Below are 25,280 nucleotides of genomic sequence, written 5' to 3'. Positions count from 1 at the left end.
TGACTCATTTAGATGGCTTAGGCTGAGCCGAGGCTCTTCAGCACTTCTTTAGCTTTTTCAAATCGAGTGTTTAAATGAATTTAAGGCAATGATAACAGCATTGCGGTTGTTCAATCTTCGGGTTTAGTCAGTAATTTGTATGCGAGTATCTCTACTAAAATTTCAAACAAGTTGTTCTATTTTTCTCGTTATCATCTTAATGCTAAGTCGAATAACCTATCGGCAATTAAATTTATCAAGGCTTAGAACTATGAACACTAGATTGAACGACACACTGACTTTTTTCGCTCGTATTTTATTGGCTTACTTGTTTATTCAAGCGGGTTGGGGAAAGTTATTTAACTATGAAGGAACCGCGGGGTACATGACATCTCAAGGCGTCAGCGCTCACTTATTGCCTTTGGTTATTTTGCTTGAACTCGGTGGTGGACTTGCGATTTTAGCTGGGTTTATGACTCGTTTTACAGCGTTATCGATTGCACTTTTCTCTTTGGTTTCTGGTGTTATGTTTCACTTCGATCCAAGTTCATCGGGTCAAATGATTCATTTCTACAAAAACGTCTCTGTTGCTGGTGGATATCTGGCGTTAGCAGTACTTGGCGCAGGATCGTTTAGTGTTGATTACTGGCTGTCTAACAAGCTGAAGCAAGACACCAAATGGACGCGCTTAATGGTTCTTGTACGTTAGCGTTCTTTGTCTAATCGTACCTTATTCGTTAGTGTTGTTGGCGCAACTTATGAATAAAAAACCGAAGCTCAAGGCTTCGGTTTTTTGTTTCTGAATCAGAATTTAAAGTATGGTTTGTTTTAAATATGGTGTTAAGTGACGGATTAAGCTCGCAGCATCTCGTCACTAAACAGCTCTGCACAACCAATACCATTAATAGCACAGCTTTCATCAATGTCTGAAATGTCACCGCTCACGCCGATAGCACCTAGTACCGTTTTAATCCTTATCTCGAATTAGCAGCCCCCCTGGAACTGGCACCATGTTTCCGTGTGCCAGCACGTTTACGGCGGAGATGAATGCTGGTCGGTTGTCAGCATCTTGGGCGAGTTTTCTAGAGGAACAGCCCAGTGCGAGTGCTCCCCATGCTTTAGCGATCGCGATGTCTGGTCGCATCATGCTAGAGCCGTCTTGACGTTGCAAAGAAATAAGTTTGCCACCGCTGTCTAAGACGGCGACCGTCAAAGGCTTAGTGTGGATCTTGTTTCCTGCTTGTAAGGTGCCATCAATGATGGTTAACGCTTGTTGTAGAGTCAAACTTCCCATGTTATCTCCTAGTTTTTCAAGGGGCCGTTTACCAAGCTAAGTCAGCCAATCATGACTCTTATTGGTGAGCATCATTGACTGATTCAGTTCGGTACAAGAGTCCTAACTGGACTCTTGTAACAGCCCATAGCTGGGTAAAGTTAGGAAGGCAGCAAACTCATCGGCTGTAGAAAGTTGATAGAAAAGCTCGGCTGTCTCTTCAAATCGACCTGCTGCATAGCGCGAGTCTCCGACTTCATGTTTTATTGTGTCTAGCTCTTGGTAAAGCCAAGAGTGGAATAATGATTTGGTAAAGGTTTGGCCATCATCGAGTGTTACCCCATGGTGGATCCATTGCCAGATATTAGCTCTCGAGATCTCAGCGGTGGCGGCATCTTCCATAAGGCCGTAGATAGGTACACAGCCGTAGCCTTGGATCCAAGCTTCGATGTAATACAGCGCGATGCGTATATTCTTACGAACGCCCGCTTCGTCACGGCTGCCTTCACAAGGTTTTAGCAACGAGTCTGCATTGATCACATGCTCTGGGCTTTGGAAATCCATTTGGTTTACTTTGCCATCAAGGTGCTTATCGAATATCGACATCGCCAAATCAACCAGTGCAGGGTGCGCGACCCATGTGCCATCGTGTCCGTTCTGAGATTCTCTTTGTTTATCTTCGATAACTTTGGCAGTTACACGTGCCATCTCTTGAGGATCTTTTGCCGGAATGAAGGCTGACATGCCCCCCATTGCCAGTGCACCGCGTGCGTGACAAGTGCGCACCAACAGTTGGCTATACGCGTTAAGGAACTCTTGATCCATGCCGATCCCATGACGGTCAGGCAGGATGCGGTCTTTATGGTTCTTCAGCGTTTTGATGTAGCTGAAGATGTAGTCCCAGCGGCCGCAGTTCATCGCTACGATATGATCACGCATGGCGTACAAGATTTCTTCCATTTGGAATACGGCTGGAAGTGTCTCAATCAAAACCGTCGCGCGGATTGTGCTTTTGGGTACTTGGAAATAGTTTTCGGTGAAGCTGAAAATATCGTCCCACCACAGTGCTTCTTCCATGCTCTCAAGCTTGGGAATGTAGTAGTAAACGCCTAAGCCTTGTTGTGTACGTGACTGATAGTTATGGAAAAAGTACAACGCGAAGTCCATCAAGCAACCGCCGATAGGCTGATTGTTGAATTGGATGGATTGCTCAGGAAGGTGGATCCCTCGTGGGCGTGCAATCAGAAGTGCAGGATCGTCGTTTAATTGGTAACGCTTCTGCTTCTTCTCATCGAAATAACTAATGGTGCCAAGGTTGGCGTCTCTTAGGTTAATTTGCCCTTCGACCATGTTGGCCCAAGTCGGGGAAGAGGCATCTTCAAAGCAACACATGAAGACTTTCGCGCCTGAATTTAGCGCGTTGATCACCATCTTTCTTTCGATAGGTCCGGTGATCTCTACGCGGCGATCCAGTAACTCTGGTGGCGGCGTTGACACTTTCCATTTTTTATTCTGACGAATGGAGATGGTGTCCTTTCTGAAATTGGGTAACTCACCGTTGTCATATTGAGCTTGTTTTATGTCGCGATCATTTAGCAGGGTATGACGGCGATCTCCAAACTTGTTAACAAGGGCTTCTAAGAATTTTAATGCATCTTTAGACAAGATTTCTTTATACTCGGAGTTGTCCATCTTCCCAAGTACCTGCATACATTGTACTTCTTCTCTCTCTTTTACGTCATTCATCATTGCTGTCTCCTTTGAACAATGTGTCATCATTTTGTACACAAAATACTCTTTTTTAATGATATTTATATTGCATAAATTGTAAACAAGCAAAAGGTATTTATCATTTGGTCTTTTTGTCATTTATTTTTATGTAAAGATATTTTATGTAAAGCAATGAATTGTAAGCTCTTCAAGGTTGGTGCTTAATCAAAATGACGGTGTTATGTAATAAAATTGTTTCAATTTGGGGTTGATAAATAGCGAGGATGGTCCATAGTACACAAAAGTTAGTTTAATTGTGTACAATCTGAACTGGAGGTTCGAATGGCAATTATGAAAGCGATTGAAGCAGCGGTAGAAGTACTTAAACGTGAAGGTGTAGACATCGCATTTGGTGTCCCCGGCGCAGCAATAAATCCTATGTATGCGGCTATGAAAAAGCTCGGAGGAATCGACCACTTCTTAGCTCGCCACGTAGAAGGTGCATCCCATATGGCTGAAGGGTACACGCGTACCAATCAAGGCAATATAGGTGTGTGTATTGGTACTTCTGGTCCTGCGGGAACGGACATGATCACGGGTCTTTATTCTGCCTCAGCTGACTCGATCCCTATCCTATGTATTACAGGCCAGGCTCCGCGTGCTCGTCTTCACAAAGAAGATTTCCAAGCGGTCGACATTGAATCTATCGCTAAACCAGTGACTAAGTGGGCGACTACGGTGCTGGAACCTGCACAAGTGCCACGCGCATTTCAAAAAGCCTTTCATTTAATGCGTTCGGGTCGTCCGGGTCCAGATCCTGATTGATCTACCGATTGATGTTCAGCTGGCTGAAATTGAATTTGATATCGATACCTATGAACCGCTAGAACCTTATAAGCCACAAGCAACTCGCGCGCAGGTTGAGAAAGCATTAACCATGATGTCTCAATCGGAAAAACCGCTGATTGTATCGGGTGGTGGTGTGATTAATGCTGGCGCGTCCGAATTGTTGCAACAGTTTGCGGAGATCACTGGTGCTCCTGTGATTCCAACCTTAATGGGTTGGGGATCGATCCCTGATGATCATGACTTAATGGCGGGTATGGTAGGGCTACAAACTTCTCACCGTTACGGTAACGAAACCATGCTCAACTCTGATTTTGTGCTTGGTGTCGGTAACCGTTGGGCAAACCGTCATACTGGCTCTGTGGGTGTTTACACCGAAGGTCGTAAGTTTGTTCACGTTGATATTGAACCAACCCAAATCGGTCGCGTGTTCTGCCCAGATTTAGGCATTGTCTCTGATGCCAAGGCAGCGCTGGAGTTAATGGTTGAAGTGGCGCAAGAGTGGCGTGACGCTGGCAAACTGCCGAATCGAAATGCTTGGGCAAGTGAGTGTCAGGAACGCAAGTCGACCATGCTGCGTAAAACCAATTTCGATGAAGCGCCAATGAAACCGATGCGTGTTTATGAAGAGATGAACAAGGCATTTGGCCGTGACACTTGCTATGTGAGCACCATTGGCTTGTCGCAAATCGCTGCCGCTCAGTTCCTGCATGTTTATAAGCCACGTAACTGGATCAACTGTGGTCAAGCTGGCCCGCTAGGTTGGACAACACCAGCCGCATTGGGTGTACGAGCGGCCGATCCAAATCGCGATATTGTCGCTATCTCTGGTGATTATGATTTCCAATTCATGATCGAAGAACTGGCCGTTGGCGCGCAATTTAACTTGCCATACATTCATGTGTTGGTGAACAACTCGTACTTAGGATTGATTCGCCAGGCACAGCGCCAATTTGATATCGACTATTGTGTACAACTGGCGTTTGATAACCAGAATGCGCCAGAGCTTGAGGGCTACGGTGTTGACCATGTTGCCGTTGTTGAAGGCCTAGGCTGTAAGGCAATTCGAGTTCGTGAACCAGACCAAATTGCCGCTGCGTTTGAGCAAGCCAAAGAGCTGATTAATAAGCATAAGGTTCCGGTTGTTGTTGAGCTGATTCTTGAGCGAGTAACCAACATTGCTATGGGCGTAGAGATCAACGCCATCAACGAGTTTGAGCCACTTGCTGAAAGCCGTGGCGATGCCCCAACGGCGCTAGCGTACAAGTAATCATTAAGTAATGTGTATCCGTAGAACTGAGGTTTAGCTCTACGGACAGTCTCCAAGAAATCGGAGTCTTACTAAGCAACCGTAGCTACACCAAATAACCGTTGCTTCACTAAACAGCCATAGTTTTACCAAATAAAGAATAAGGACAGAGTCATGGCAAAATTTGCAGCAAACTTGTCAATGCTATTCACTGAAGTTGATTTTATGGATCGCTTTGAAGCTGCCGCAGAAGCGGGCTTTCAAGGCGTGGAGTACCTTTTCCCTTACGCCTTTGATGCTCAGGCAATCAAAGCAAAACTCGACGCTAATAACCTAGAGCAAGTGTTATTTAACTTGCCTGCGGGTGATTGGGACGCTGGCGACCGTGGTATCGCGGTAGACCCAGCAAGAGTTGAAGAATTTCAAGCGGGTGTACCTAAAGCCATCGCTTATGCAAAAGCACTCGGTTGTACTCAAGTGAATTGCTTGGCGGGGATTATTCCGCAAGGTGTCACCCAACAAGACGCACAATCGGCGTTTGTGATTAACCTGCATTACGCGGCGAACGCGCTAGCAGCAGAAGGCATCAGCTTAGTGATAGAAGCGATCAACACCCGTGATATTCCGGGCTTCTTCTTGAACACGACTGAGCAAGCCAAAGCAATCATTAAAGAGGTAGGGAGCGATAACCTTTCTATCCAATACGATATTTATCACATGCAAATTATGGAAGGCGATCTCACGCCGACCATGCAGCAGTACATTGGTCAAATCGCACACGTGCAACTGGCTGATAACCCAGGCCGACACGAACCGGGTACTGGCGAAATCAACTACCCATTCGTGCTCAACTATCTTGATGAGCTTGGTTATCAAGGCTGGGTTGGCTGCGAATACAAGCCGAAAACAACAACGACAGAAGGCCTTGGTTGGCTACACCAGTACCGTTAATTCCGTCTGGTAACCCTAAAACGTTAAGGAGAACAACATGTCTAAAATTGCATTTATCGGAACTGGCATCATGGGTAAACCTATGGCGAGTAACCTTCAAAAAGCAGGTCACGATTTGATTTTGTCGGATCACTTTAATGCAGCACCTGCCAATCTTGTAGCAGCAGGAGCAGCGGTCTGCCACTCACCAGCAGAAGCGGCTGAAGCTGCGGATATCATTATCCTAATGGTGCCGAATACCCCTCAAGTTGAAGATGTCCTGTTTGGTGACAACGGCGTCGAGAAAGGCCTCACGGCGGGCGGAGCAACTGGGAAACTGGTTATCGATATGAGTTCAATCTCGCCGATCGCGACCAAAGCCATTGCAGCGCGCATCAACGAAGGTGGTGCTTCATACCTCGATGCTCCAGTTTCAGGTGGTGAAGTGGGCGCGATTAACGCGGCTCTGACTATCATGGTGGGCGGTGCGCAAGACGCCTTTGATAAAGCACGGCCTCTGTTCGAAATCATGGGTAAGAACATCACGCTAGTAGGCGACAACGGTGCGGGTCAAACCTGTAAGGTAGCAAACCAAATCATTGTGGCGCTGAATATCGAAGCCGTGTCTGAAGCGTTAGTCTTTGCTTCTAAAGCAGGCGCAGATCCAGCACGCGTACGTCAGGCGCTATTAGGTGGCTTTGCTAACTCTAAGATCTTGGAAGTACACGGTGAGCGTATGGTTGAAGGCACATTCGATCCTGGTTTTAGAATCTCACTTCACCAGAAAGACCTGAACCTTGCGCTTACGGGCGCTCAAGAGTTAGGGGTTGCGCTGCCGAATACGGCCAACGCTCAAGAGTTGTTTGGTGAGTGTGCCGAGATGGGCGGTGAAGGTTGGGACCACTCTGCGCTTATCCAAGCGATTGAGAAACGTTCTGATCACTCGATTCGTTAATCTCTTTCAACGATTAACCCGTCTCAGTTCATTAGCCTTTTCGCCTATCGCTTGTCTAGGGGGCAAAGCTAATGAATATGGGCTCACCATCGCAGTTATGTCGAACAGTAAACCGACTTTCAAGCTTCGATAGAACAGCGATGTGCTAGCCCCACAGTTTCAAACAGTTTGTTTATAAATCGCGTAGTTTCGTCTCCTTTTATACGCGTTCCTGATACGAGGCAGAGGTTGAAGTTGTTCCTTTCCAACTTGATCTTAGCAGGCACCCTTTGGCCTTGTATCGGGGTTCTTTTTTTCTCCGTCGACTAAGGAGTGGCTGATGGACATTGATGCTAAGCAGTTTCTGCAAACCCTTTTTTTAAGTGCTGTTAATCAGGCGCTACCTAAAAATCACATCGAACCTTTTCTTCCTCAAGACATTTTTTATCGCTCTGCTAATCAAGCTGGGCGAACTGTCGTTATAGGAGCAGGAAAAGCAGCCGCGTCAATGGCAGCAGAGCTTGAAGCGGTTTGGCAGGCAAAAAAACAACAAGACCTAGCACTGCGTGACCTTGAAGGTTTAGTGGTGACTCGTTATGAGCACACCGCCCCTTGCGAACACATTAAGGTGCTCGAAGCGGCGCACCCCGTGCCAGATGTGATGGGCTTAGAAGTAAGCCAACGTATGCTGCAAATGGTGAGTGGCTTGAGCGCTGACGACACGGTTATTTGTCTATTATCGGGTGGCGGCTCTGCACTATTAAGCTTACCTGGCGGTGACATCAGCCTAGCAGAGAAGCAACAAATCAATAAGGCGCTGCTTAAATCAGGCGCCGCCATTGATGAGATGAACTGTGTGCGCAAGCATTTATCGTCAATCAAAGGTGGTCGCCTAGCAAAGGCTGCTTACCCAGCAAGAGTGGTCTCTTTAGCTATTTCAGATGTGCCGGGCGATGACATTAGTGTTATTGCCTCTGGCCCAACCGTCCCCGACACCTCTACGCGTTTTGATGCGATGGCCATTTTAGAACGTTATCAAATAGAAACACCATGCTCGGTATTTGAATGGCTTAATAATCCAGAGTCAGAGACCGTTAAGCCAGATGATGCCTGTTGGAAGAACGTAGAGCACCATATTATCGCGACCCCAATGTCGGCGTTGGAAGCTGCCGCTGCAGAAGCTGAAGGCTTAGGTATTCCCGCTTATGTGTTGAGTGATTGCATAGAGGGAGAAGCGCGAGATGTCGCGAAGGTTCATGCTGCACTGGCTAAGCAAGTGGCTAATAACAAGCACCCATTTGAGACGCCTTGCGTGATACTTTCCGGTGGGGAAACCACGGTAACCGTTAAAGGTAATGGTCGCGGTGGGCGTAATTGTGAGTTCTTGTTGAGCTTGTATAACGAGCTTAGGGGCCAAGACAATATCTTCGCTCTGGCTGCTGATACCGACGGGATTGATGGCGTGGAAGACAATGCGGGCGCATGGATCACGCCTCAAACATGGCAACAAGGTTCGAGCCTGTCGCTTAAAGCGCAAGACTACCTCGATGCCAATAACAGCTACGACTTCTTTAAGCAAATCGGTGTACTTCTTACTACAGGGCCGACGCTCACTAATGTGAATGACTTCCGCGCAATATTGATTTTGTAGCCTGAGAAACTCGTCTATTGCGAGAAAATTACAGAGTATTCAAATGGTCGCCGGTGTACTGACATCAAGGTGGCTATTTTGATTTTGTGGAGGCTGTAAATGTTTCGTCAGATGAGATAAGCGCTGGAGTTGAGTTATGGCATTATCTTCTGGACTAATGAAGCACGTTGATTACTATGGCTTTAGTAATGAGCTGTAAAGGATACAATATGTCTAGGATCAGACAGAAGAATCAAGATTTAATCATCGAAGTCGCGTGTGAACAATTCGCCACTCATGGTTATGCCGCAACAAAAATGGCGGATATCGCAAAAGCGGCCGACATTCCCAAACCTAACGTATTCTACTATTTCAGTTCTAAAGATAAGCTCTATAACGCTGTGCTTGAAACCGTTACTCAGCCATTACTAGAAGCATCTCGCCCGATAGAAGAGCTCAGCGACCCTGTTGAAGCCTTGTCTCAGTATATTCAAACCAAGCTGCTTATCTCTCGCGACCATCCACACGCATCTAAGGTATTTGCCAATGAAGTGATGTCCGGCGCGAAAGTACTGCCGAAAGAGATTGGTGATGAGCTGTATAAGCAATCACAGATGATTCTTGATAAGTTTTCAACTTGGTCAGCAAAAGCTCTAATGGACGATGTTCCCGCTCATCACTTGATGTTCACTATATGGGCAGCCACTCAAACCTACGCCGATTTTGGCTGGCAGATTTGCAGCGTGATGCAGAAAGATCAGCTCGATGATAAAGACTATGAAGATGCCGCTAAATTCATCACTCAGCTGGTGATAAAAGGCTGTGGTGTGAAAAGCTAACGTTGTTTAAACGTTTATTTAGGTGTGTGAGTTACTATAAGCACTTCTGTCGTTGTTCTTACAAATACCGGAAGCCAACATCATGTTGGACGTCAGGCAGTGGCTGATACCAATTCCTGCTTTACCCAAGCGCTTGATCTCTCCTGGATTGAAGTAAATACCATGAGCGAGCCAAGTGCGTTTGTTGAGCCAGCCCACCTTCATCTTCCCCAAGGCTCATATAACCGCGTGTGAATATGGCTCTAACGCCCAGTTTCTCTGCTGCCTCGACTTGTAAATCAATACCGCCTTCTGCATCAGCCAGTGAGCCAGTGTAGATTGCGAGAGGAGTCTTAATCCAGATGCTTTCCATTCATAGTAGCCCTTAGCGATCTCAGTCTTTTCAGGGAATATTGGTATTTGTAGTGAAAGATAAATTCGAATCATGGTCGTTACAACGTTCAATGATCTAATCAGCCCAGATCCTACGGAAATCGGTTTACGTTTGTCAGTGAACCATTTAGTTCGTTTTTGGCTCAGGGTTTTCCGTTTCCGTTTACAGGCGAATGGTGGTCAAATAATGACTTCTACAAACTGCGTAGGGTCATAAAAAAGGTGCACTAATTAAGTACGGCATCTGCTCTTTACTCATTAGCACAATTAGCTTCTTCTTAAAAATGTTGTTGTAACGGGTTTCTTGATAGCTCGGCCTGCGAACAAGCCAAGCGATAGTTACGTTGGGTGATTAACCGATGAAGACTAGCTTCGCGACGAAAATCGCGGCTAAGAAGTACATCGAAATTGAGACGTCTTTTGTTTTTCCTGTCGCAAATTTCAATACCGTGTAGGTAATGAAACCCAGTGCGATACCATTCGCGATAGAGAACGTCAGTGGCATCATTAACGCTGTAATGGCTGCAGGTGCACCGTTGGTGAAGTCTTTCCAATCAACGTGTTGCATGCTGCTCATCATTACGAAGGCCACATAAATCAAGGCACCAGAGGTAGCGTAAGCGGGGATCATGCCTGCAAGTGGCGATAGGAAAATCGCGGCTAAGAACAACACGCCAACCACAATCGCAGATAGGCCTGTCCGTGCGCCTGCAGCAACGCCTGCGGCACTTTCTACGTAACTGGTTACTGGCGGACAACCCACACACGCACCTGCCACACTTGAAATACTGTCGGCTTTAAGCGCTTTGCTTAGGCCTTCAATTTTTCCCGTTTCAGGATTAGTTAGGTTTGCACGCTCAGCCACGCCCATCAAAGTACCCGCGGTATCGAACATGTTTACAAAAAGGAAAGCCAAGATAACGCTGATCATTGAAACATCAAGAGCGCCCATAATGTCCATTTTTAGGAACGTAGGAGCCAAGCTTGGTGGAGCCGCGAAGAAGCCGTTGTAATGCACTAAACCAAGCATCATACCGACTAGAGTCACACTCAAAATACCGATCAGCACCGCACCAAAAATCTTGCGCTCACTCAGAACCGCGATGATCAAGAAGGCGATAGCGGCTAGTAGGGCTTCAGGTTTGGTGAAGTCACCTAGTGATACCAATGTCGCTGGGTTTTCGACGACGATACCCGCTGTTTTTAAGCCAATTAGACCTAAGAACAAACCAACACCCGCTGTCATGGAGTAACGCAAACTCACAGGAATACTTTCAATGATCCATTGGCGTACTTTGTAGAAACTCATCCCGACAAACAAGATACCGGAGATAAACACTGCACCCAGTGCGACTTCCCAGCTGTAACCCATTTCGCTTACAACCGTGAACGAGAAGAAGGCGTTCAAGCCCATGCCCGGTGCAAGGCCGACAGGCCAGTTGGCAAATAAGCCCATTAACAAGCAACCGATCGCAGCACCAATACAGGTAGCGACGAATACCGCCCCTGCATCCATACCCGATGCGGCCATAATTTGTGGGTTAACGAAGATGATGTAAGCCATGGTTGCAAAGGTGGTGACACCACCTATTAACTCATTTTTTACGCTACTTCCGTGGGCCTTAATTTTAAAGAGCTTCTCTAAAATTCCGTTATTCGCATCTTGGTTGAGTATTTCTGTTTTACTCTCACTCATGTCAGCAAGTCCTTTTATGTTGTGATCCATTTATTGAATACAGCGAGATTTCAATATTAAGTTTTAAGGTTTTTCCCTAGCCGCTATTTCTTTAGTTATCAGTTTCTAACCATCTGTTTTCTAGCTGTTAATCTCTAACCATTAACGTTGTTAGTATTTTTATATGAGCGTGTTTAGTGAGTGCACACCTTTTGGGATGCACACATCACGCATGAATCTGTTTATTATTCGATGGTTGTGCCTAGTTCAAAGTTCTAGGACACGGGACTAACTGCCCCTATAGGTTGAGAAACTGTAAGGCGAGACGAGAAGAGGAACGTGATAATGTGCTTCTGGATCATCTAAGCCGAAACGAATAACCACATCGTCTAGGAAAGGCACGCCATCCAATTCCACACCCTTGCTTTTGTAGTAATCCGCTACGTAGAACACCAATTGATATTTCCCCGGTCGGAAATCATTCCCTGCCAGAATTGGCGCATCGGTTCGGCCATCGGAGTTAGTGATTACCGTCGCCAGCTTCTCTGTTGAGCCTTCATTGACCTTATAAAGCTCTACCTTGATCTCCGCACCCGGTAAGCCGTGAGTCGTGTCTAATACGTGTGTTGTTAATCTTCCCATAGTCCTTTAATAGCGCTTTGGCGCTCCTCTGTTCCGTGGTTTATCTGTCTGTTTCGACCTTGCAAAGAATGCAACTGGTCACTTTGTTATCACTAACTATGTACGAACTGTATACAATTAGTAAAGCTAATTGTTGTAAAAATGTTAACCATTGTGTCGTTTTTTCTGACTTTATAGATCTTGATTATCGTATTTTGGTGAGTTTTGTTTTTGTTAAGTTGTTGTTTTAAATCGTTAATAGTATATAAATTTAACTTAAATAACAAAATCTTTACATTGAGATAAATAATTGTATACAATAAATATACAGGGGTAAGGTTGCTCTGTTTATCGAGAATCCATTTGATTGAATCATTTGGTGACTCCCTTAAAGAGCGGCTAAGCCAACCACTTATGTTAGGAGTACTTGGATGAATAAGGATTATTCAAGAAATTTGATCGGTTACGGAGCTAACCCTCCAAACCCTCAATGGCCAGGTAATGCGCGCATCGCGGTTTCTTTTGTATTGAACTACGAAGAGGGCGGTGAGCGTTGTTTGTTACATGGAGACGACGAGTCTGAAGCTTTTCTTTCAGAGATACCGTCAGCACAACCGATCAAAGGCGAACGTCACATCAGCATGGAATCCATCTATGAATATGGTAGCCGTGCAGGCGTGTGGCGTGTTCTTCGCTTGTTCGATGAATATGAAATCCCACTGACTGTATTTGCTGTCGCAATGGCGATTGAGCGTCACCCAGACGTTGCCAAAGCCATGGTCGAAGCGGGTCACGAAATCTGTAGCCACGGTTATCGTTGGATAGACTATCAATACATTGATGAGTCTGAAGAGCGCGACCACATGACTAAAGCGATTGAGATCATCCAACAAGTGACGGGTCAACGCCCACAAGGTTGGTACACAGGTCGAACGGGTCCAAATACTCGTCGCTTAGTCGCAGAAGAGGGCGGCTTTCTTTACGACTCAGATGCCTATGATGATGACCTGCCTTATTGGCACACCGAGACCGGTCATCCGCAATTGGTGATCCCATACACTCTCGATGTGAACGACATGCGTTTTTCAACGGCGCAAGGCTTCAACTCGGGTGAGCAGTTCTTCCAATATCTAAAAGACACGTTTGACACCCTTTATATGGAAGGTAAGACCGCACCTAAAATGATGTCGGTTGGGCTGCATTGTCGTCTTATTGGCCGTCCCGGACGTATTGCTGCATTAAGACGTTTCTTAGATTACGTAAAACAGCATGACAGCGTGTGGCTATGTCGTCGAATCGATATTGCTAACCACTGGCACCAACATCACCCATACAACGGACAACAAAATTAGAACGAACAGCAAGGAGGCTTAACGTGACTGAATTTCGATCTTGCCAACCAACCACCATGGACCGTGACACTTTTGTCGCGCACTTTGCTGATGTTTACGAACACAGCCCGTGGGTTGCAGAAGTGGTGTATGACCAAGGTTTGAATGCCGAAGATGATCACATTGAGAATCTTCATCTGAAAATGGCATCGACCTTGTTAAATGCCGACCAAGGCAAACAGTTGGCTTTGATCAACGCTCACCCAGATTTAGCGGGAAGAGCAGCAGTAAACGGCGAACTCACCGAGTCGTCGACCAAAGAACAAGCGGGGGCGGGCATCGACCAATGCAGCGCCGAAGAATTTGAAAAATTCACTTCTTACAACAACAGCTACAAAAGTCGCTTCAATTTCCCTTTTATCATGGCGGTGAAGGGAGCCAATCGTTACCAAATTCTTGAGTCGTTCGAGATGCGATTAGGAAATGATAGTGAAACTGAGTTTGCTACGGCGATTCAAGAGATCAACAAGATCGCGATGTTTCGTCTCTGGGATATGTAAGTTAACGGAGTTAACAGCTATCTCAGCCCAGTCTTAGTGCCTAAAGGTTTGATTTGTAAAAACATAAGCCACTAAGTTCTCATTTTATTATTACTTGATTAATTTCATAGGATTACACGGACATGACACATAAATTTGAACAGTACATCAACCTTGCAGACGAAAAACTCGGCGCAGAAGCTATCTTCGCAACCGACGACTTTTTCGCAGATAAAAGCCGTCTAATCAGCCATGCAGCACCTGAGTGGAAAGACGACTTATACGACGATAACGGCAAGTGGATGGACGGCTGGGAAAGCAGACGCAAACGCGGCGAAGGTTACGACTACTGTGTCGTTCGTCTTGGCCTAGCTGGCACCATTGCTGGCGTTGATATTGATACTTCATTCTTCACAGGTAACTTCCCACCTTCGGCATCAATCGACGCATGTTATTCACCACAAGGTGAGCCAACTGACTCAACAGAGTGGCAAGAAATTCTGCCTTCACTGGCACTACAAGGTGATCATCATCATCTTGAAGCAATCGAAAGTGACCAAGTATTTACGCACCTACGTTTGAACATCTACCCAGACGGCGGTGTCGCACGCTTACGTGTTTATGGCCGACCAAGCGTGGATTGGGACGCAATAGATTCTCAGCAACAAGTCGACCTAGCAGCCGTTGAACACGGTGGCCGAGCACTCGCATGTAGCGATGAGCACTACGGTAACAAAGCCAACATCTTAGGCCCAGGCCGCGGTGAAAACATGGGTGATGGCTGGGAAACAGCTCGTCGTCGTACACCGGGTAACGATTGGGTAATCGTGGCATTAGGCCACCCAGGTAATATTGAACGTATCGTTGTGGATACGGCACACTTCAAAGGTAACTACCCAGACAGCTGCTCAATCCAAGCGGCTTACGTGAAAGGTGGTACCGACGACCAAGTGGAAACACAAAGCCTATTCTGGCGTGAACTGTTGCCTGCACAAAAGCTGCAAGCACACGAGATTCACGAATTCATTTCTGAGGTAAACGACCTTGGTGTGATTACCCACGTACGTGCAAACATATTCCCAGATGGTGGTATCAGCCGTTTGCGTCTATTTGGTACGAAAGCGAAATAGGTAAGGAAATGAGTATGAGTAATGGAATACGTCGTTTATCTATCGAACCGTTAACCAAGCAGGCTTTTGCAGAGTTTGGTGATGTTATCGAGTCCGATAATAGTGATTTCTTCATGATCAACAGTGGATCAACACGTCGCTACCACAAGCTAGCGACAACGGATGTGCAAGACCAAGACGGAGAAGCGATCATCAGCATCTTCCAAGCCACACCGTTGAGCTACCCACTGACCATCAAAATGTTAGAGCGTCATCCACTTGGTTCTCAGGCATTCATTCCATTACTTGGTCAACCCTATTTAATTGTTGTTGCGCCAAAAGGCGACGATCCAACATTAGCCAATAGCCGAGCTTTCTTGAGCAACGGCCGTCAAGGAGTGAACTATCACAAAGGGGTGTGGCATCACCCAGTTCTTGCGCTTACTGATCAAGACCAGTTCTTGATCGTCGATAGAGGCGGCGAAGGGCACAACTGTGACGAAGTTTATTTCGACAGCGACCGAGTGGCATTGCATTTGGACGATCTGCCAACGGACGACAATAAGGAAGAGCAACGCTTAGCTAAAGCGTTGTGATACAGGAGTTTATTATGGATCCGCATATTACAGAATGGTTGAATTTAGCAATACGCTGGGCTCACATGATTGTTGGTGTTGCGTGGATAGGCGCATCATTTTACTTTGTTTGGTTAGAAAACAACCTTAACCGAGTAAACCCAAAAACGGGCCTTTCAGGCGACTTATGGGCGATTCACGGTGGTGGTATTTATCACCTAGAGAAGTACAAACTTGCGCCACCAGAAATGCCCGAGCACCTGCATTGGTTCAAATGGGAAGCTTACTTCACGTGGATCACCGGTGTGTGTCTACTGGGTGTGGTTTACTACCTCAACGCTGAGATTTACCTGATTGCACCGGGCTCTGGCCTTGATTCAACAACGGCAATCGCGATTGGTATTGGTTCATTCGTTGTCGGTTGGTTTATCTACGACTTACTGTGTGATTCACCATTAGGTAAGACCCCCGTACTGCTTGGCGTTGTGCTGTTTTTGTTGCTGGTCGCAGCGACATATGGCTTAACTCAAGTGTTCAGTGGCCGTGGTGCTTACATCCACGTTGGTGCCATCATTGGTACCATCATGGTGGGTAACGTATTCCGCGTTATCATGCCTGCGCAGCGTAACTTGGTGAAAGCGATTGAAGAGAAGCGCGAGCCAGATCCGGCATTGCCAGCGAAAGGTCTACTGCGTTCTCGTCACAACAACTACATGACACTACCAGTGCTGTTCATCATGATCAGTAACCACTTCCCAAGTACTTATGGTTCGGAATATAACTGGTTGATTCTTGCTGGCTTAGCGGTCTTCAGTATCTTGGTGCGTCACTACTTCAACACCCGTCATGGTAGCCAGAAGTTTGCATGGACAATACCAGTAGCAGCATTAGGTATGATCACGCTTGCGTTTGTGACCTCACCTTACGCGAAAAAGCAGATGACTCCGGTTGTGCAAGCACCAGTGGTTAAAGAAGTGCAAGTAAGCGCGACGGAATCGGCGACAGAAGAGCTTGCTGAAAACGGTCCTGCTTCAACTACGGCTAGTTCTCAAGCTGTTCCTGCAGACCACGCAATGCAAACTGCTAGCGCAGGTGTAAGCTTTGAAACCATCAACAAAGTCATTCAAGAGCGCTGTTCTGTGTGTCACTCATCAACCCCAAGCCACGCCGCTTTTGCTGCTGCGCCAGCCGGTGTGATGTTTGATACCCCAGAAGAGATTAAAGCCAACGTACCAAGGATTGTTGCTCAAACCGTAACAACCAAGGTGATGCCGCTCGGTAACATGACTCAAATGACCGACGAAGAACGCGCACTCATCGGCACTTGGGTAGAGCAAGGCGCTACGCTTCAATAACCATACTTTGCAACAGTAGTACCTTGTAATATCAGTACTCAGCATCCTTTACCTAAGAGCATGAGTCTTAGGTGAGGCTTGGGGGGAGTGTGGTTTACGGGCACGCGCCAAACTCATCCCACCCTGTTTCCCCGGTTCCTATAACCGGGCTTTTTGTTTTTGGATAAAATTAATCGAAAAAATTCAGTTGAAATATTAAATAGATCATAGGGAGATATGAGAGTTGTTCGGTATAAGGCTCTTCATATGAATCTCTACCCATGGTATTTTGCTCCAAGTTGACTTTAGTTAGGACAAGAAATGGAAAACTTGATAGTCGCGTATTTTAGGGCATTGAGCTCATTCTTTAGTTATCTGTTTCAGTCGCTAGTGATCGAATTTATTGGTTACGGATCTGGCTGGATAGTCTGTAAAGTATTCACATTAGGGTGCTTCCCTCCATTGATCCCAACTGAAAAAGAGCGAACCAGAATCTCTTATATTGGAGCGATTAGCATCGTGTTGCTTCTGTTAGCAATTGGTGTATTCAATAGTTTGTGATTCGGAGTAAGGATATATGAAATTTTACCCCGCTGAACAATACCAAGCAGCTTGCAATGAGCTATTTGTCCGATACGAACGAGACATCAAAAAACTAATCCCTAATGCGAGAGTTGAGCATGTAGGCGCATCTTCGATTCCATCTGCAGTATCTAAGGGCGATTTGGATATCTTCGTAGGTGTTGATCTTAGCGAACTTGAGGATGTAATAGAGATACTCACAACACTAGCCTTTACAGAGAAACTCGATACGTTAAGAACTCCTGAACTGTGTATGTTGGAATCTACATCTTCTGATGACGTGGCGTTGCAAGTTGTCGCCAATGGTTCTGAGTTTGAATGCTTTCTAATGTTTCGTGACAAGCTACGTACGAATCCGGCATTGGTTCAGCAATATAACACCCTCAAAATGGGTTGTGCAGGTTGGTCTCAAGAAAAGTACCGTGAAAAGAAGTCGGCTTATATAGAGCATGTGCTGGATCTGAAATAGTCAGCATTCCTTACCCCCTTTGTCTCCAATCGATAAACCCTAGTTAAATCACTAGACGTACGTTTTCTGGTTCTCACTATCTAAAGGCTTTCACCTCGTAACGTCTCCTGTTCATTAGAGGTGATTGCAAAAAATAGATCCTCTAACCATTTGATTAAAGTTGCATGTAAGTGATTAAGTTCATACAAAACAATGGTTTAGTTATATTTAACTAATTTTCTGAATTTTATCTAACCATTGTGCAACGTAGCTCACATATATGCATGCAAGTGTAAAGCAAAATCATTTGCATATGTTATGTTTCTCGTATTTTTATAAAGTCTAGGTTATTACATGAAAAATAAGGTATTTCTTTGCTCAGCTCTTCTTCTTGCATTATCTGGATGTGCTTCTGTGCCAACAGTCGACTCTTCAGTTTCTGATCAAGCAAAAACGTTTCCTGCTCCTAAAGAAGGTAATACAGGCATCTATATTTATCGTGAAGATACTTTTGTCGGTGGCGCGCTCAAAAAGTATGTATACGTGGATGGAGAGTGCGTAGGTGAAACGGCTCCTGGTGTGTTCTTTTATCACGAAGTCAAAGGGAACGAAGAACATGTCGTCAGTACGGAATCTGAATTTTCTGAAAATCACGTATCCCTTTTTACTGCTGAAGGTCGGAATTACTTCGTTAACCAATACATTAAAATGGGTGTTTTTGTCGGTGGTGCAGGTGTTGAGTTAGTCGATGAAGAAGTAGGGAAAGCTCAAGTGCGCAAAATCTCAATGGCTGAAAGCGGTAACTGTCCTTCTATATAGTGATTCAATCTAATTCAAGATGACGTCAGAGCTTCGAGTTTCTGACGTTTTTTAATTTATAGGTACTTTGACGTTGGAAAGGATATGTCTGAAGTAATAGAAAACACCCCTGAAATTGTACTCGCGTCCCGATGGTCCCGAGTAGGGGCAAGTTTGATTGATTGCCTGATTGGTATAGCTATGATGACGCCAATCTTTCTCTATACCGATTATTTTCAAAAAATATTCGATACAGGGAAAATTGATACGACAGAACTACTTATAGCCTCAGCTTACGGTTGGTTGGTGTTCTTTTTGTTACACGGATATTTGCTGCATAAGAAGGGACAGACGATTGGCAAAAAACTAATGGAAATCGCGATTGTCGATATGAAGGGCAAGCAACTAGGGTTATTCAAAATAGTGGGTAAACGAATGATACCTATGACAATCGCGACGTACATACCTGTAATTGGTCATTTTATAACGACGCTAGATTGTCTGCTTATTTTGCGCAAAGATAAACGTTGCCTACATGATTTTATCGCAGGAAGTCAGGTTGTTAGTGTTTCGGTGCCGAGAAACCTAGATTTCAGCACTATCGAATAGGGTTTAATAATCAAGCACTTACATGCTTTAGGGGTTTCATGATTCATAAGCTTTTCTCAGCTATTTCTATTTACAGGTATTTACCGAATAACATCTATTATTTAGCACTGGCTAGAATGATTCTGGGAATGGGTAACTTTATCGTTCCATTTTTAGTCTTACTGTTAACCGATAAGTTGGGTTATTCCGCAACAGTCGCAGGTTCCCTTGCCATGGGTGTGACGGGCTCTTACCTTTTAGGGAGCTTTTTAGGTGGGAGACTAGCCGACAGGTTGGGACATAAACGGGTCATGGTGTTTGGCGAGTTTATGTGTGCTGTATTATTGATTATTTGTGGTTTCTTCGGCGATGCTCCGGTCGTCGTCCCTGTGTTTTTGCTTTGTGCCTATTTCTTTGGCGGTTTAGCTTTACCCGCGAGTAATGCTTTAGTTGCGGATCTTTCTACCCCTCAGAATCGTGATGCAGTCATGTCACTGAGTTATCTAGCCTATAACTTTGGTTCAGCTCTTGGTCCTGTTATGGCGGGGTACTTGTTCTGGAACCACATTGACTGGATATTTTTCGGCAACGGTTTTGCGGCTCTTTTTTGTGTTTTTATTGTGGCTGCATTTGTGAAGTTGCAACCTGGAACGGAATCGACCAGCGAGAGTGAACTGGAACAGCCCGTTTCTGGTTCGGTTTGGTCAGTTTTAAGATCAAGGCCACGGCTTTTGTTGTTCACTTTTCTATGTGGATTACTGTGGTATTCGCTAAATCAAATGACGATGGCGAGTCCACTGTATTTGAGCCATGTGTTTGGAGAGCAAGGCCCAATTATTTTCGGGCAACTCATGACTTACGCTTGTATTGTGGTGGTGCTAATTACGCCAATCTTAATGAAGTTCACATCAGGTAAGGCTGAAACCGTAAGCCTTGCATATGCAGGCTTCATGTTTGCCTTTGGTTATATGCTCGTCATGTTGTTTCCGAATATTCCTGTTCATTTCTTTGCTTGGCTATTCCTATCTGCGGGCGAGGTTCTTCTTTTGACAAAAGAAGGCATATATTTAGCAAACAACTCCCCTTCGAGTCATCGTGGACGCATTCAAGGCGTGCTCATTACCTTGCGAACGGTTTTCGTTATGCCTAGTTTTATCGTGATTGGCTACTTTATCGATGATTATGGGTACACTTTCACTTGGTTTAGTGTGATATTAATTTCAGTTGTTGGTGCCGTTGGTTTTTATCTTATGTCAGCTAAGGGGAAGCAATCTCCAGCGTTAGTCACCGAGTAGTTATTCGATTTACTCGCAAGTAGTATCTTTTAATCACCAGAGATAGGCTTATGATTACCATTAGAAAAGCGGTTGAGTCTGATGCTCAGGATATTTTCGATATTCGCAGCCGAGCCATTATCGAAAAGTGTTCCGTTTATTATTCAGACGAACAGCTGTCAATATGGACGCAGGGTGGAATGTCTGATGGATTCATCAGTGATGTCGTTGAAACCTTTCATGTCTCAGAGGTTAATCGTCGGGTGATTGGTAGCGGTAAGATAAACACCGAAACTGGTATGGTTGATGCTATTTTCGTAGACCCTGATTTTGCCGGGAAAGGCGCAGCGAAGCAGATGTTGCAGTTCCTAGAGGAGCTCGCGATTCAACACAACTTGTCGTTAATGAAGTTAGAATCAACTCTGAATGCCGCTGCGTTTTATCGTTCGTGTGGCTTTATTGGCGACCAGCTTTCTACTTATCACTCTCCTAGAGGTATTAGCCTCGATTGTATTCCGATGGAAAAGCGATTAATTCAAGGCTAACGCTTTTCCATCGAGGAAGCTTTTAATACCGCGACATGTTCAAATAAACAGCACTAGTCCCAATTCTTGGTGCTGTTTTTACTTTTCTCTTACACTCTTTTCTAACATCGAACCTAGTATCAAATTTCTCTTTGTTATACAGGCAAGTCTCTCATTATGAAGAACTTCTTTGATAGCGAACTCATGCTCTCTAGCTCCTTGAATTTTGTTTTGCTATCGCTTGGGCTAACGCTCCTTTTTCATCTTCCGATTTGGTGTGGGTTCAACTTGAGCCGACGCAAATGGAAGCTCATGGATTACTTATGGCCGTTCTTGGCAGGTATCGGGATGCTGGGTGCAGTGTCTGAGATTCGTGCGAAAGTAGCGGGTGATTGGGTTAGAACAGAACAAACCAGAGCGGTGGCGATTTTAGAATCGGTTCAGAAGTTTTCTTTGGATAAGCTGCGAAGTGATACCTGCACCGGTCAACCATCTTTAGATAATCACGCTCAGCACCACGAAGCGTGTTTGTGGTATTTGAATACGGCGATCATGTTCAAAGATGTCGATTTCACCTTGTTACCCAACGCATCGGATTTTACGGTTCCTGCGCCGAGCGTGTCGCTGGTTGAAAGTGATGCGGTATGGGTGAGTGGTATGCTGAGTCAGTATGAAAAGCAGAAAAACCAGTACATTAAAACCCGAGAGGCACAGGTGAAGCAGCCACTGGAAAGTATCTTTTGGTATTTAAGCCCTTATTTAGTCTGTCTTGCAATAGCGTTGCGTTTAACGAAGGTGACAGCAGAACTCAAATTAGATAGATCTAGTTAGTTTTACGTAAGGTACTGGGCCAAAAAACGAGGGTAGGATCACCCTCGTTTAGTATAGGCTTTTTCTATGGAAGTAATACCGTTGTTCAAGGTGTCATTTTAATCAAGAATTTGGAATATATGATTAATAGTCCCCATTTCTAATGCTCCCTGACACATACAAGGCCATTACTTGTTCCGATTTTATTTTTCATTCTAAACTTATTGCTTGTCATTTTATTATCATTGAAAGTAAGCTGCCAAATATAGTATGAACGTGGGCCATCTGATGATAAAAACTGTTGGTAATCTAGCGTGTCCAGCAGATCATTTTTGCTCAGATAGTTCCATAAATCTTGATATTCTTCTTTTGTTGCTAAATGTGTCTTCGGCAATCTACACTTATTTCGGATGTCCCAGCCATTATCATTTTGATTTAATAGTTCATTATCTATCACGGTAAAGTCTTTATTGTTAATATCCCCCGAATTCAACTCCGAAGTGCGACACTCTCCAATATCAAGCAGCCAATACCATTTCTTTAAAGACAATCGCTGGTTGCTTGAAGTCTAAACACTTTTTCGGTCGATAATTTATCCGTGATACAGCGAATTCAATATCGCTGTCTGTTACCGTTGTTAAGTCGGTTCCTTTCTTCACATATTGCCTTAAAAGCCCGTTAGCATTCTCATTGGCTCCACGCTCCCAAGAACTATAAGGGTGGGCAAAGTACACATCAGCCTCCAACGCCTTTGCGATGGTTTCGTGGCCTGCAAACTCTCTCCCGTTATCTGCCGTGATGGTATGGACATGTTCCTTATAAGGCATGAGTAGCTCGATGGTGGCTTTGGTGACATCATCTGCTGACTTCGATGGCACTTTCTTGACCACGTAAAATCGTGTTTTACGCTCTAAAATTGTCACCATAGCACCAGTGCCATGTTTGCCTAATACGGTGTCGATTTCCCAATCACCCAATCGCTCCTTACTGTCAACGATGCTTGGCCTATCATCGATAGAAACAGCATTCTTGATCGCTGGCGCTTTCTCTTTTCTACCGCGACGATACCGCTTGTGACCTTGCCTCAAGTGGCGATATAACTTGCCTCCCAAGCGTTTATCCTGCGCAACAAATCGGTAGATCCACTCATGGCTGACAGCGGCACCGACTCTCGTTAATACACTGGAAATCTGCTCTGGACTCCAATCCGATTCCAAAAGGAGACGGATAAAATCAACACGCTCCTGAGGTATTCTGTATTTACGAGCTGATGTGCGTTTTTTGATTGAGAATACCTGAGCTTCGCTTGGGCAATAATGACTGCCTCTACTGCCGCGTTTAAGCTCACGATATACCGTAGAGCGATGGCACTGAACAGTTTTAGCTATTTCAGAAACCGAAATCCCCCGTTCCAAAAGAGCAGAAATCTGGTATCTTCTGCCCTCGGTCAACTGCTGATAATTCATGGTAGTACTGCTTGTTTCTTTGGCGAGAAGAGCGTACCACTTTCAGCAGTTGGCTTCCTCTTCTACACCTTTCCATGAATGTCGCACTTATTATCTGAAATCGGGGGTATCCAGTGAGGATCTCAAGATCAATATCGCTTGTTTATTAATTAAGCGAAGCGGAATAACTTAAATCAATAGAAAGCAGAAATCAGGTGTTTCTGCTTTCTTATTTTCAAATTTAGCGGTTAATTTTATTTGCGATAAAGCGTTTTACATTGACGGTAACTCAATGACTTAGGTGCGAGGAGTAAGATTCGCATCATATTATGACAATGCATTGATGATTTATGCGTTTGAAAAGCATATCCTATGCTTTTATATCGTAGAAAGACCTGTTTACCGTGTATTCAAAAATATTCTCCTCTCCGTTTTCTGAGCTTTCACCTTTAAAAAAAGCAGCTATTTTAGGACTGCCGCTTATTGCAGTCATCGGTGTTGCTTTACAAACTTCTCAATCAGATCTGACAAAAACGATCGATCTGAATTTACCGGACTCAACCGTTATTGAGTCAATCCTTGCACCTTCTGTTGTCATCATTGAGCCGCCGACGTTTGAGTATCAAATTCAAACGGGCGATAACTTGAGTAGCATCTTCACTCAACTTGGGTTTTCTTATAAATCGATGATGAGTGTGATGGAAACGGATTTAAACTTCCTTGCGCTAGACACGCTTCGTCCTGGTAACACATTACGTTTTTGGCGTGATGAGGCGACGGGTAATCTGTCCAAGATGGAAATCCAATTTAGTGTTGCTGATAAAGCGGTTTACCGACTGCTTGATGATGGCAGTTACGAATTTGAAGACATTTCTATTCCTGGTGAATGGAAGCAAAAGCCTCTAGTGGGTGATATTCAAGGCAGTTTCTCTATGTCGGCAAATAAAGTCGGCCTGAACAGCCTTGAGGTTGACCATATTGTGACTCTTCTTAAAGACAAGCTGAATTTTAGCCGTGACCTACGTGCTGGCGATCAGTTTGAAGTACTTCAGAAAGCTCAATTCGTTGATGGTGTTGCAACCGGAAAACGTGAAATTGAAGCGATTAAGATCATTAACCGCAACCGCGTTGTTTCTGCTTATCTTCACACTGATGGTCAATACTATGATGCGGACGGTGATAGCCTACAACGCGCTTTCCAGCGTTACCCTGTGAGCAGCAGTTGGCATCAGAGTTCTCAGTTCAACCCTAAACGCTTGCACCCTGTGACAGGTCGAATCTCACCACATAACGGTACAGACTTCGCGACGCCAATTGGCACGCCGGTTCAAGCCACGGGTGACGGTAAAGTAATCATGACTCGTAAACACCCTTACGCGGGTAACTATGTGGTGATTCAGCACGGCAGCACTTACAAAACGCGCTACCTGCATTTAAGTAAGATCCTTGTGCGTAAAGGACAAACAGTCTCTCGTGGTCAACGTATTGGCTTATCAGGTAAGACTGGCCGAGTGACGGGTGCGCATTTGCATTATGAACTGATTGAACGTGGTCGTCCTGTTAACGCGATGACAGCAAATATTCCGATGGCCGATTCTGTGCCGAAAAAGGAAAAAGCGACATTCGTAGCCGCAAGAGATGAAGCCGACAAGTTACTCAAAAAAGCGTTAGAGGAGCAATCAAACAACAGCTAGTCATAGCGAGTTGATATCGCTGATGAGTCTAATTGTTGAATAAGCGAATAGCTTGGTAGCCTATACATCTAAACATTGAAAAGCCGCGAGTGCGGATTTGAATACCTCAGTGTTCAATTCTGCCCTTGCGGCTTTTTTGTTGTTTAAGCTACGCTTTCTCAGAAGCTCAGA

General features: G+C 45.0%; 23 protein-coding genes and 3 pseudogenes. 19 read left to right on the top strand and 7 right to left on the bottom strand.

All coding sequences use genetic code 11. The annotated features are described in order from the left end of the window. The first annotated feature begins 250 nt into the window (after positions 1–250). Entirely contained in the window at positions 251–688 is a 438-nt protein-coding gene (locus tag ACMAZD_RS17780; protein WP_435250013.1) for a DoxX family protein, read from the top strand. Positions 689–831: 143 nt separating this feature from the next. On the opposite strand, the pseudogene ACMAZD_RS17775 reads toward ACMAZD_RS17780, so the two are convergent. Beyond that, positions 832–1,273, bottom strand: a pseudogene (locus tag ACMAZD_RS17775) (GlcG/HbpS family heme-binding protein). Between the two features lie 102 nt (positions 1,274–1,375). Then, positions 1,376–3,001 carry a malate synthase A gene (aceB, locus tag ACMAZD_RS17770; RefSeq protein ID WP_435250012.1) on the bottom strand — a complete coding sequence of 542 codons (1,626 nt, stop codon included), beginning with the start codon at positions 2,999–3,001 and terminating at the stop codon, positions 1,376–1,378. A 303-nt stretch (positions 3,002–3,304) separates the two neighbouring features. Here aceB and gcl point away from each other — a divergent pair. The 5 genes and pseudogenes from gcl (at position 3,305) to ACMAZD_RS17745 (ending at position 9,390) form a co-directional block, all read left to right on the top strand. Continuing rightward, positions 3,305–5,078, top strand: a pseudogene (gene gcl / locus ACMAZD_RS17765) (glyoxylate carboligase). Positions 5,079–5,231: 153 nt separating this feature from the next. Beyond that, complete coding sequence (hyi, locus tag ACMAZD_RS17760; RefSeq protein WP_435250011.1) at positions 5,232–6,008, top strand: hydroxypyruvate isomerase; 777 nt, start codon at positions 5,232–5,234, stop codon at positions 6,006–6,008. Between the two features lie 37 nt (positions 6,009–6,045). Then, entirely contained in the window at positions 6,046–6,942 is an 897-nt protein-coding gene (locus ACMAZD_RS17755) for a 2-hydroxy-3-oxopropionate reductase (RefSeq protein WP_435250010.1), read from the top strand. Between the two features lie 319 nt (positions 6,943–7,261). Then, positions 7,262–8,572 carry a glycerate kinase type-2 family protein gene (locus ACMAZD_RS17750; protein WP_435250009.1) on the top strand — a complete coding sequence of 437 codons (1,311 nt, stop codon included), beginning with the start codon at positions 7,262–7,264 and terminating at the stop codon, positions 8,570–8,572. A 209-nt stretch (positions 8,573–8,781) separates the two neighbouring features. Then, on the top strand, positions 8,782–9,390 hold the full coding sequence (locus ACMAZD_RS17745) for a TetR/AcrR family transcriptional regulator (protein ID WP_435250008.1): 609 nt from the start codon (positions 8,782–8,784) through the stop codon (positions 9,388–9,390). Positions 9,391–9,429: 39 nt separating this feature from the next. On the opposite strand, the pseudogene ACMAZD_RS17740 reads toward ACMAZD_RS17745, so the two are convergent. From ACMAZD_RS17740 to uraH, 3 genes and pseudogenes are all read right to left on the bottom strand, one after another. Beyond that, positions 9,430–9,682, bottom strand: a pseudogene (locus tag ACMAZD_RS17740) (hypothetical protein); the annotation flags it as partial. A 432-nt stretch (positions 9,683–10,114) separates the two neighbouring features. After that, complete coding sequence (locus tag ACMAZD_RS17735; protein ID WP_435250007.1) at positions 10,115–11,458, bottom strand: NCS2 family permease; 1,344 nt, start codon at positions 11,456–11,458, stop codon at positions 10,115–10,117. A 267-nt stretch (positions 11,459–11,725) separates the two neighbouring features. Further along, entirely contained in the window at positions 11,726–12,079 is a 354-nt protein-coding gene (uraH, locus tag ACMAZD_RS17730; RefSeq protein WP_102280338.1) for a hydroxyisourate hydrolase, read from the bottom strand. 410 nt (positions 12,080–12,489) lie between these two features. Here uraH and puuE point away from each other — a divergent pair, with 410 nt between their 5' ends. From puuE to ACMAZD_RS17670, 12 genes are all read left to right on the top strand, one after another. Beyond that, a complete protein-coding gene (gene puuE / locus ACMAZD_RS17725) occupies positions 12,490–13,410 on the top strand; it encodes an allantoinase PuuE (RefSeq protein WP_435250006.1) in 921 nt (306 codons plus the stop codon). Positions 13,411–13,433: 23 nt separating this feature from the next. Further along, the gene (gene uraD / locus ACMAZD_RS17720; protein WP_371724933.1) at positions 13,434–13,949 is read left to right on the top strand and encodes a 2-oxo-4-hydroxy-4-carboxy-5-ureidoimidazoline decarboxylase; all 516 of its coding nucleotides are present in this window, start codon (positions 13,434–13,436) and stop codon (positions 13,947–13,949) included. 122 nt (positions 13,950–14,071) lie between these two features. Next, positions 14,072–15,058 (top strand): allantoicase, encoded by a 987-nt coding sequence (gene alc, locus ACMAZD_RS17715; protein WP_435250005.1) that lies wholly within the window; start codon positions 14,072–14,074, stop codon positions 15,056–15,058. A gap of 14 nt (positions 15,059–15,072) precedes the next feature. Next, entirely contained in the window at positions 15,073–15,633 is a 561-nt protein-coding gene (locus tag ACMAZD_RS17710) for an ureidoglycolate lyase (RefSeq protein WP_004732859.1), read from the top strand. A gap of 14 nt (positions 15,634–15,647) precedes the next feature. Beyond that, on the top strand, positions 15,648–16,967 hold the full coding sequence (locus tag ACMAZD_RS17705; RefSeq protein WP_435250004.1) for a urate hydroxylase PuuD: 1,320 nt from the start codon (positions 15,648–15,650) through the stop codon (positions 16,965–16,967). A 300-nt stretch (positions 16,968–17,267) separates the two neighbouring features. After that, a complete protein-coding gene (locus ACMAZD_RS17700; protein WP_435250003.1) occupies positions 17,268–17,507 on the top strand; it encodes a hypothetical protein in 240 nt (79 codons plus the stop codon). Positions 17,508–17,523: 16 nt separating this feature from the next. After that, a complete protein-coding gene (locus tag ACMAZD_RS17695; RefSeq protein WP_435250002.1) occupies positions 17,524–17,997 on the top strand; it encodes a GrpB family protein in 474 nt (157 codons plus the stop codon). A gap of 333 nt (positions 17,998–18,330) precedes the next feature. Beyond that, positions 18,331–18,795, top strand: a complete 465-nt coding sequence (locus tag ACMAZD_RS17690; RefSeq protein WP_435250001.1) for a DUF2846 domain-containing protein — start codon at positions 18,331–18,333, stop codon at positions 18,793–18,795. Between the two features lie 84 nt (positions 18,796–18,879). Beyond that, positions 18,880–19,383: an RDD family protein gene (locus ACMAZD_RS17685; RefSeq protein WP_435250000.1), complete on the top strand. Its 504-nt coding sequence runs from the start codon at positions 18,880–18,882 to the stop codon at positions 19,381–19,383. 38 nt (positions 19,384–19,421) lie between these two features. Then, complete coding sequence (locus ACMAZD_RS17680) at positions 19,422–20,657, top strand: MFS transporter (RefSeq protein WP_435249999.1); 1,236 nt, start codon at positions 19,422–19,424, stop codon at positions 20,655–20,657. Positions 20,658–20,707: 50 nt separating this feature from the next. Beyond that, positions 20,708–21,181 (top strand): GNAT family N-acetyltransferase, encoded by a 474-nt coding sequence (locus tag ACMAZD_RS17675; protein WP_435249998.1) that lies wholly within the window; start codon positions 20,708–20,710, stop codon positions 21,179–21,181. A 291-nt stretch (positions 21,182–21,472) separates the two neighbouring features. Further along, entirely contained in the window at positions 21,473–21,991 is a 519-nt protein-coding gene (locus tag ACMAZD_RS17670) for a hypothetical protein (protein ID WP_435249997.1), read from the top strand. A 139-nt stretch (positions 21,992–22,130) separates the two neighbouring features. On the opposite strand, the gene ACMAZD_RS17665 is transcribed toward ACMAZD_RS17670, so the two are convergent. Both ACMAZD_RS17665 and ACMAZD_RS17660 read right to left on the bottom strand, forming a co-directional pair. Next, a complete protein-coding gene (locus ACMAZD_RS17665) occupies positions 22,131–22,427 on the bottom strand; it encodes a hypothetical protein (RefSeq protein WP_435249996.1) in 297 nt (98 codons plus the stop codon). Positions 22,428–22,488: 61 nt separating this feature from the next. Beyond that, positions 22,489–23,436 carry an IS30 family transposase gene (locus ACMAZD_RS17660; RefSeq protein WP_435248156.1) on the bottom strand — a complete coding sequence of 316 codons (948 nt, stop codon included), beginning with the start codon at positions 23,434–23,436 and terminating at the stop codon, positions 22,489–22,491. Positions 23,437–23,819: 383 nt separating this feature from the next. Here ACMAZD_RS17660 and ACMAZD_RS17655 point away from each other — a divergent pair, with 383 nt between their 5' ends. Beyond that, positions 23,820–25,109: a peptidoglycan DD-metalloendopeptidase family protein gene (locus ACMAZD_RS17655; protein ID WP_435249995.1), complete on the top strand. Its 1,290-nt coding sequence runs from the start codon at positions 23,820–23,822 to the stop codon at positions 25,107–25,109. The last annotated feature ends 171 nt before the right edge of the window (positions 25,110–25,280 follow it).

Source organism: Vibrio sp. nBUS_14 (assembly GCF_051201655.1).
Classification (GTDB): Bacteria; Pseudomonadota; Gammaproteobacteria; order Enterobacterales; family Vibrionaceae; genus Vibrio.
This window is presented reverse-complemented; position numbering and strand designations above follow the sequence as displayed.

Excerpts from the sequence above, each read along its gene's own strand:
- alc (WP_435250005.1), top strand. The coding sequence starts at position 14,072 with ATGACACATAAATTTGAACAGTACATCAACCTTGCAGACGAAAAACTC.
- aceB (WP_435250012.1), bottom strand. The coding sequence starts at position 3,001 with ATGATGAATGACGTAAAAGAGAGAGAAGAAGTACAATGTATGCAGGTA.
- ACMAZD_RS17680 (WP_435249999.1), top strand. The coding sequence starts at position 19,422 with ATGATTCATAAGCTTTTCTCAGCTATTTCTATTTACAGGTATTTACCG.
- ACMAZD_RS17695 (WP_435250002.1), top strand. The coding sequence starts at position 17,524 with ATGAAATTTTACCCCGCTGAACAATACCAAGCAGCTTGCAATGAGCTA.
- ACMAZD_RS17670 (WP_435249997.1), top strand. The coding sequence starts at position 21,473 with ATGGATTACTTATGGCCGTTCTTGGCAGGTATCGGGATGCTGGGTGCA.
- ACMAZD_RS17675 (WP_435249998.1), top strand. The coding sequence starts at position 20,708 with ATGATTACCATTAGAAAAGCGGTTGAGTCTGATGCTCAGGATATTTTC.
- ACMAZD_RS17750 (WP_435250009.1), top strand. The coding sequence starts at position 7,262 with ATGGACATTGATGCTAAGCAGTTTCTGCAAACCCTTTTTTTAAGTGCT.
- ACMAZD_RS17710 (WP_004732859.1), top strand. The coding sequence starts at position 15,073 with ATGAGTAATGGAATACGTCGTTTATCTATCGAACCGTTAACCAAGCAG.
- ACMAZD_RS17705 (WP_435250004.1), top strand. The coding sequence starts at position 15,648 with ATGGATCCGCATATTACAGAATGGTTGAATTTAGCAATACGCTGGGCT.
- ACMAZD_RS17685 (WP_435250000.1), top strand. The coding sequence starts at position 18,880 with ATGTCTGAAGTAATAGAAAACACCCCTGAAATTGTACTCGCGTCCCGA.
- ACMAZD_RS17780 (WP_435250013.1), top strand. The coding sequence starts at position 251 with ATGAACACTAGATTGAACGACACACTGACTTTTTTCGCTCGTATTTTA.
- ACMAZD_RS17745 (WP_435250008.1), top strand. The coding sequence starts at position 8,782 with ATGTCTAGGATCAGACAGAAGAATCAAGATTTAATCATCGAAGTCGCG.
- ACMAZD_RS17735 (WP_435250007.1), bottom strand. The coding sequence starts at position 11,458 with ATGAGTGAGAGTAAAACAGAAATACTCAACCAAGATGCGAATAACGGA.
- ACMAZD_RS17755 (WP_435250010.1), top strand. The coding sequence starts at position 6,046 with ATGTCTAAAATTGCATTTATCGGAACTGGCATCATGGGTAAACCTATG.
- puuE (WP_435250006.1), top strand. The coding sequence starts at position 12,490 with ATGAATAAGGATTATTCAAGAAATTTGATCGGTTACGGAGCTAACCCT.
- ACMAZD_RS17700 (WP_435250003.1), top strand. The coding sequence starts at position 17,268 with ATGGAAAACTTGATAGTCGCGTATTTTAGGGCATTGAGCTCATTCTTT.
- ACMAZD_RS17690 (WP_435250001.1), top strand. The coding sequence starts at position 18,331 with ATGAAAAATAAGGTATTTCTTTGCTCAGCTCTTCTTCTTGCATTATCT.
- hyi (WP_435250011.1), top strand. The coding sequence starts at position 5,232 with ATGGCAAAATTTGCAGCAAACTTGTCAATGCTATTCACTGAAGTTGAT.
- ACMAZD_RS17660 (WP_435248156.1), bottom strand. The coding sequence starts at position 23,436 with ATGAATTATCAGCAGTTGACCGAGGGCAGAAGATACCAGATTTCTGCT.
- uraH (WP_102280338.1), bottom strand. The coding sequence starts at position 12,079 with ATGGGAAGATTAACAACACACGTATTAGACACGACTCACGGCTTACCG.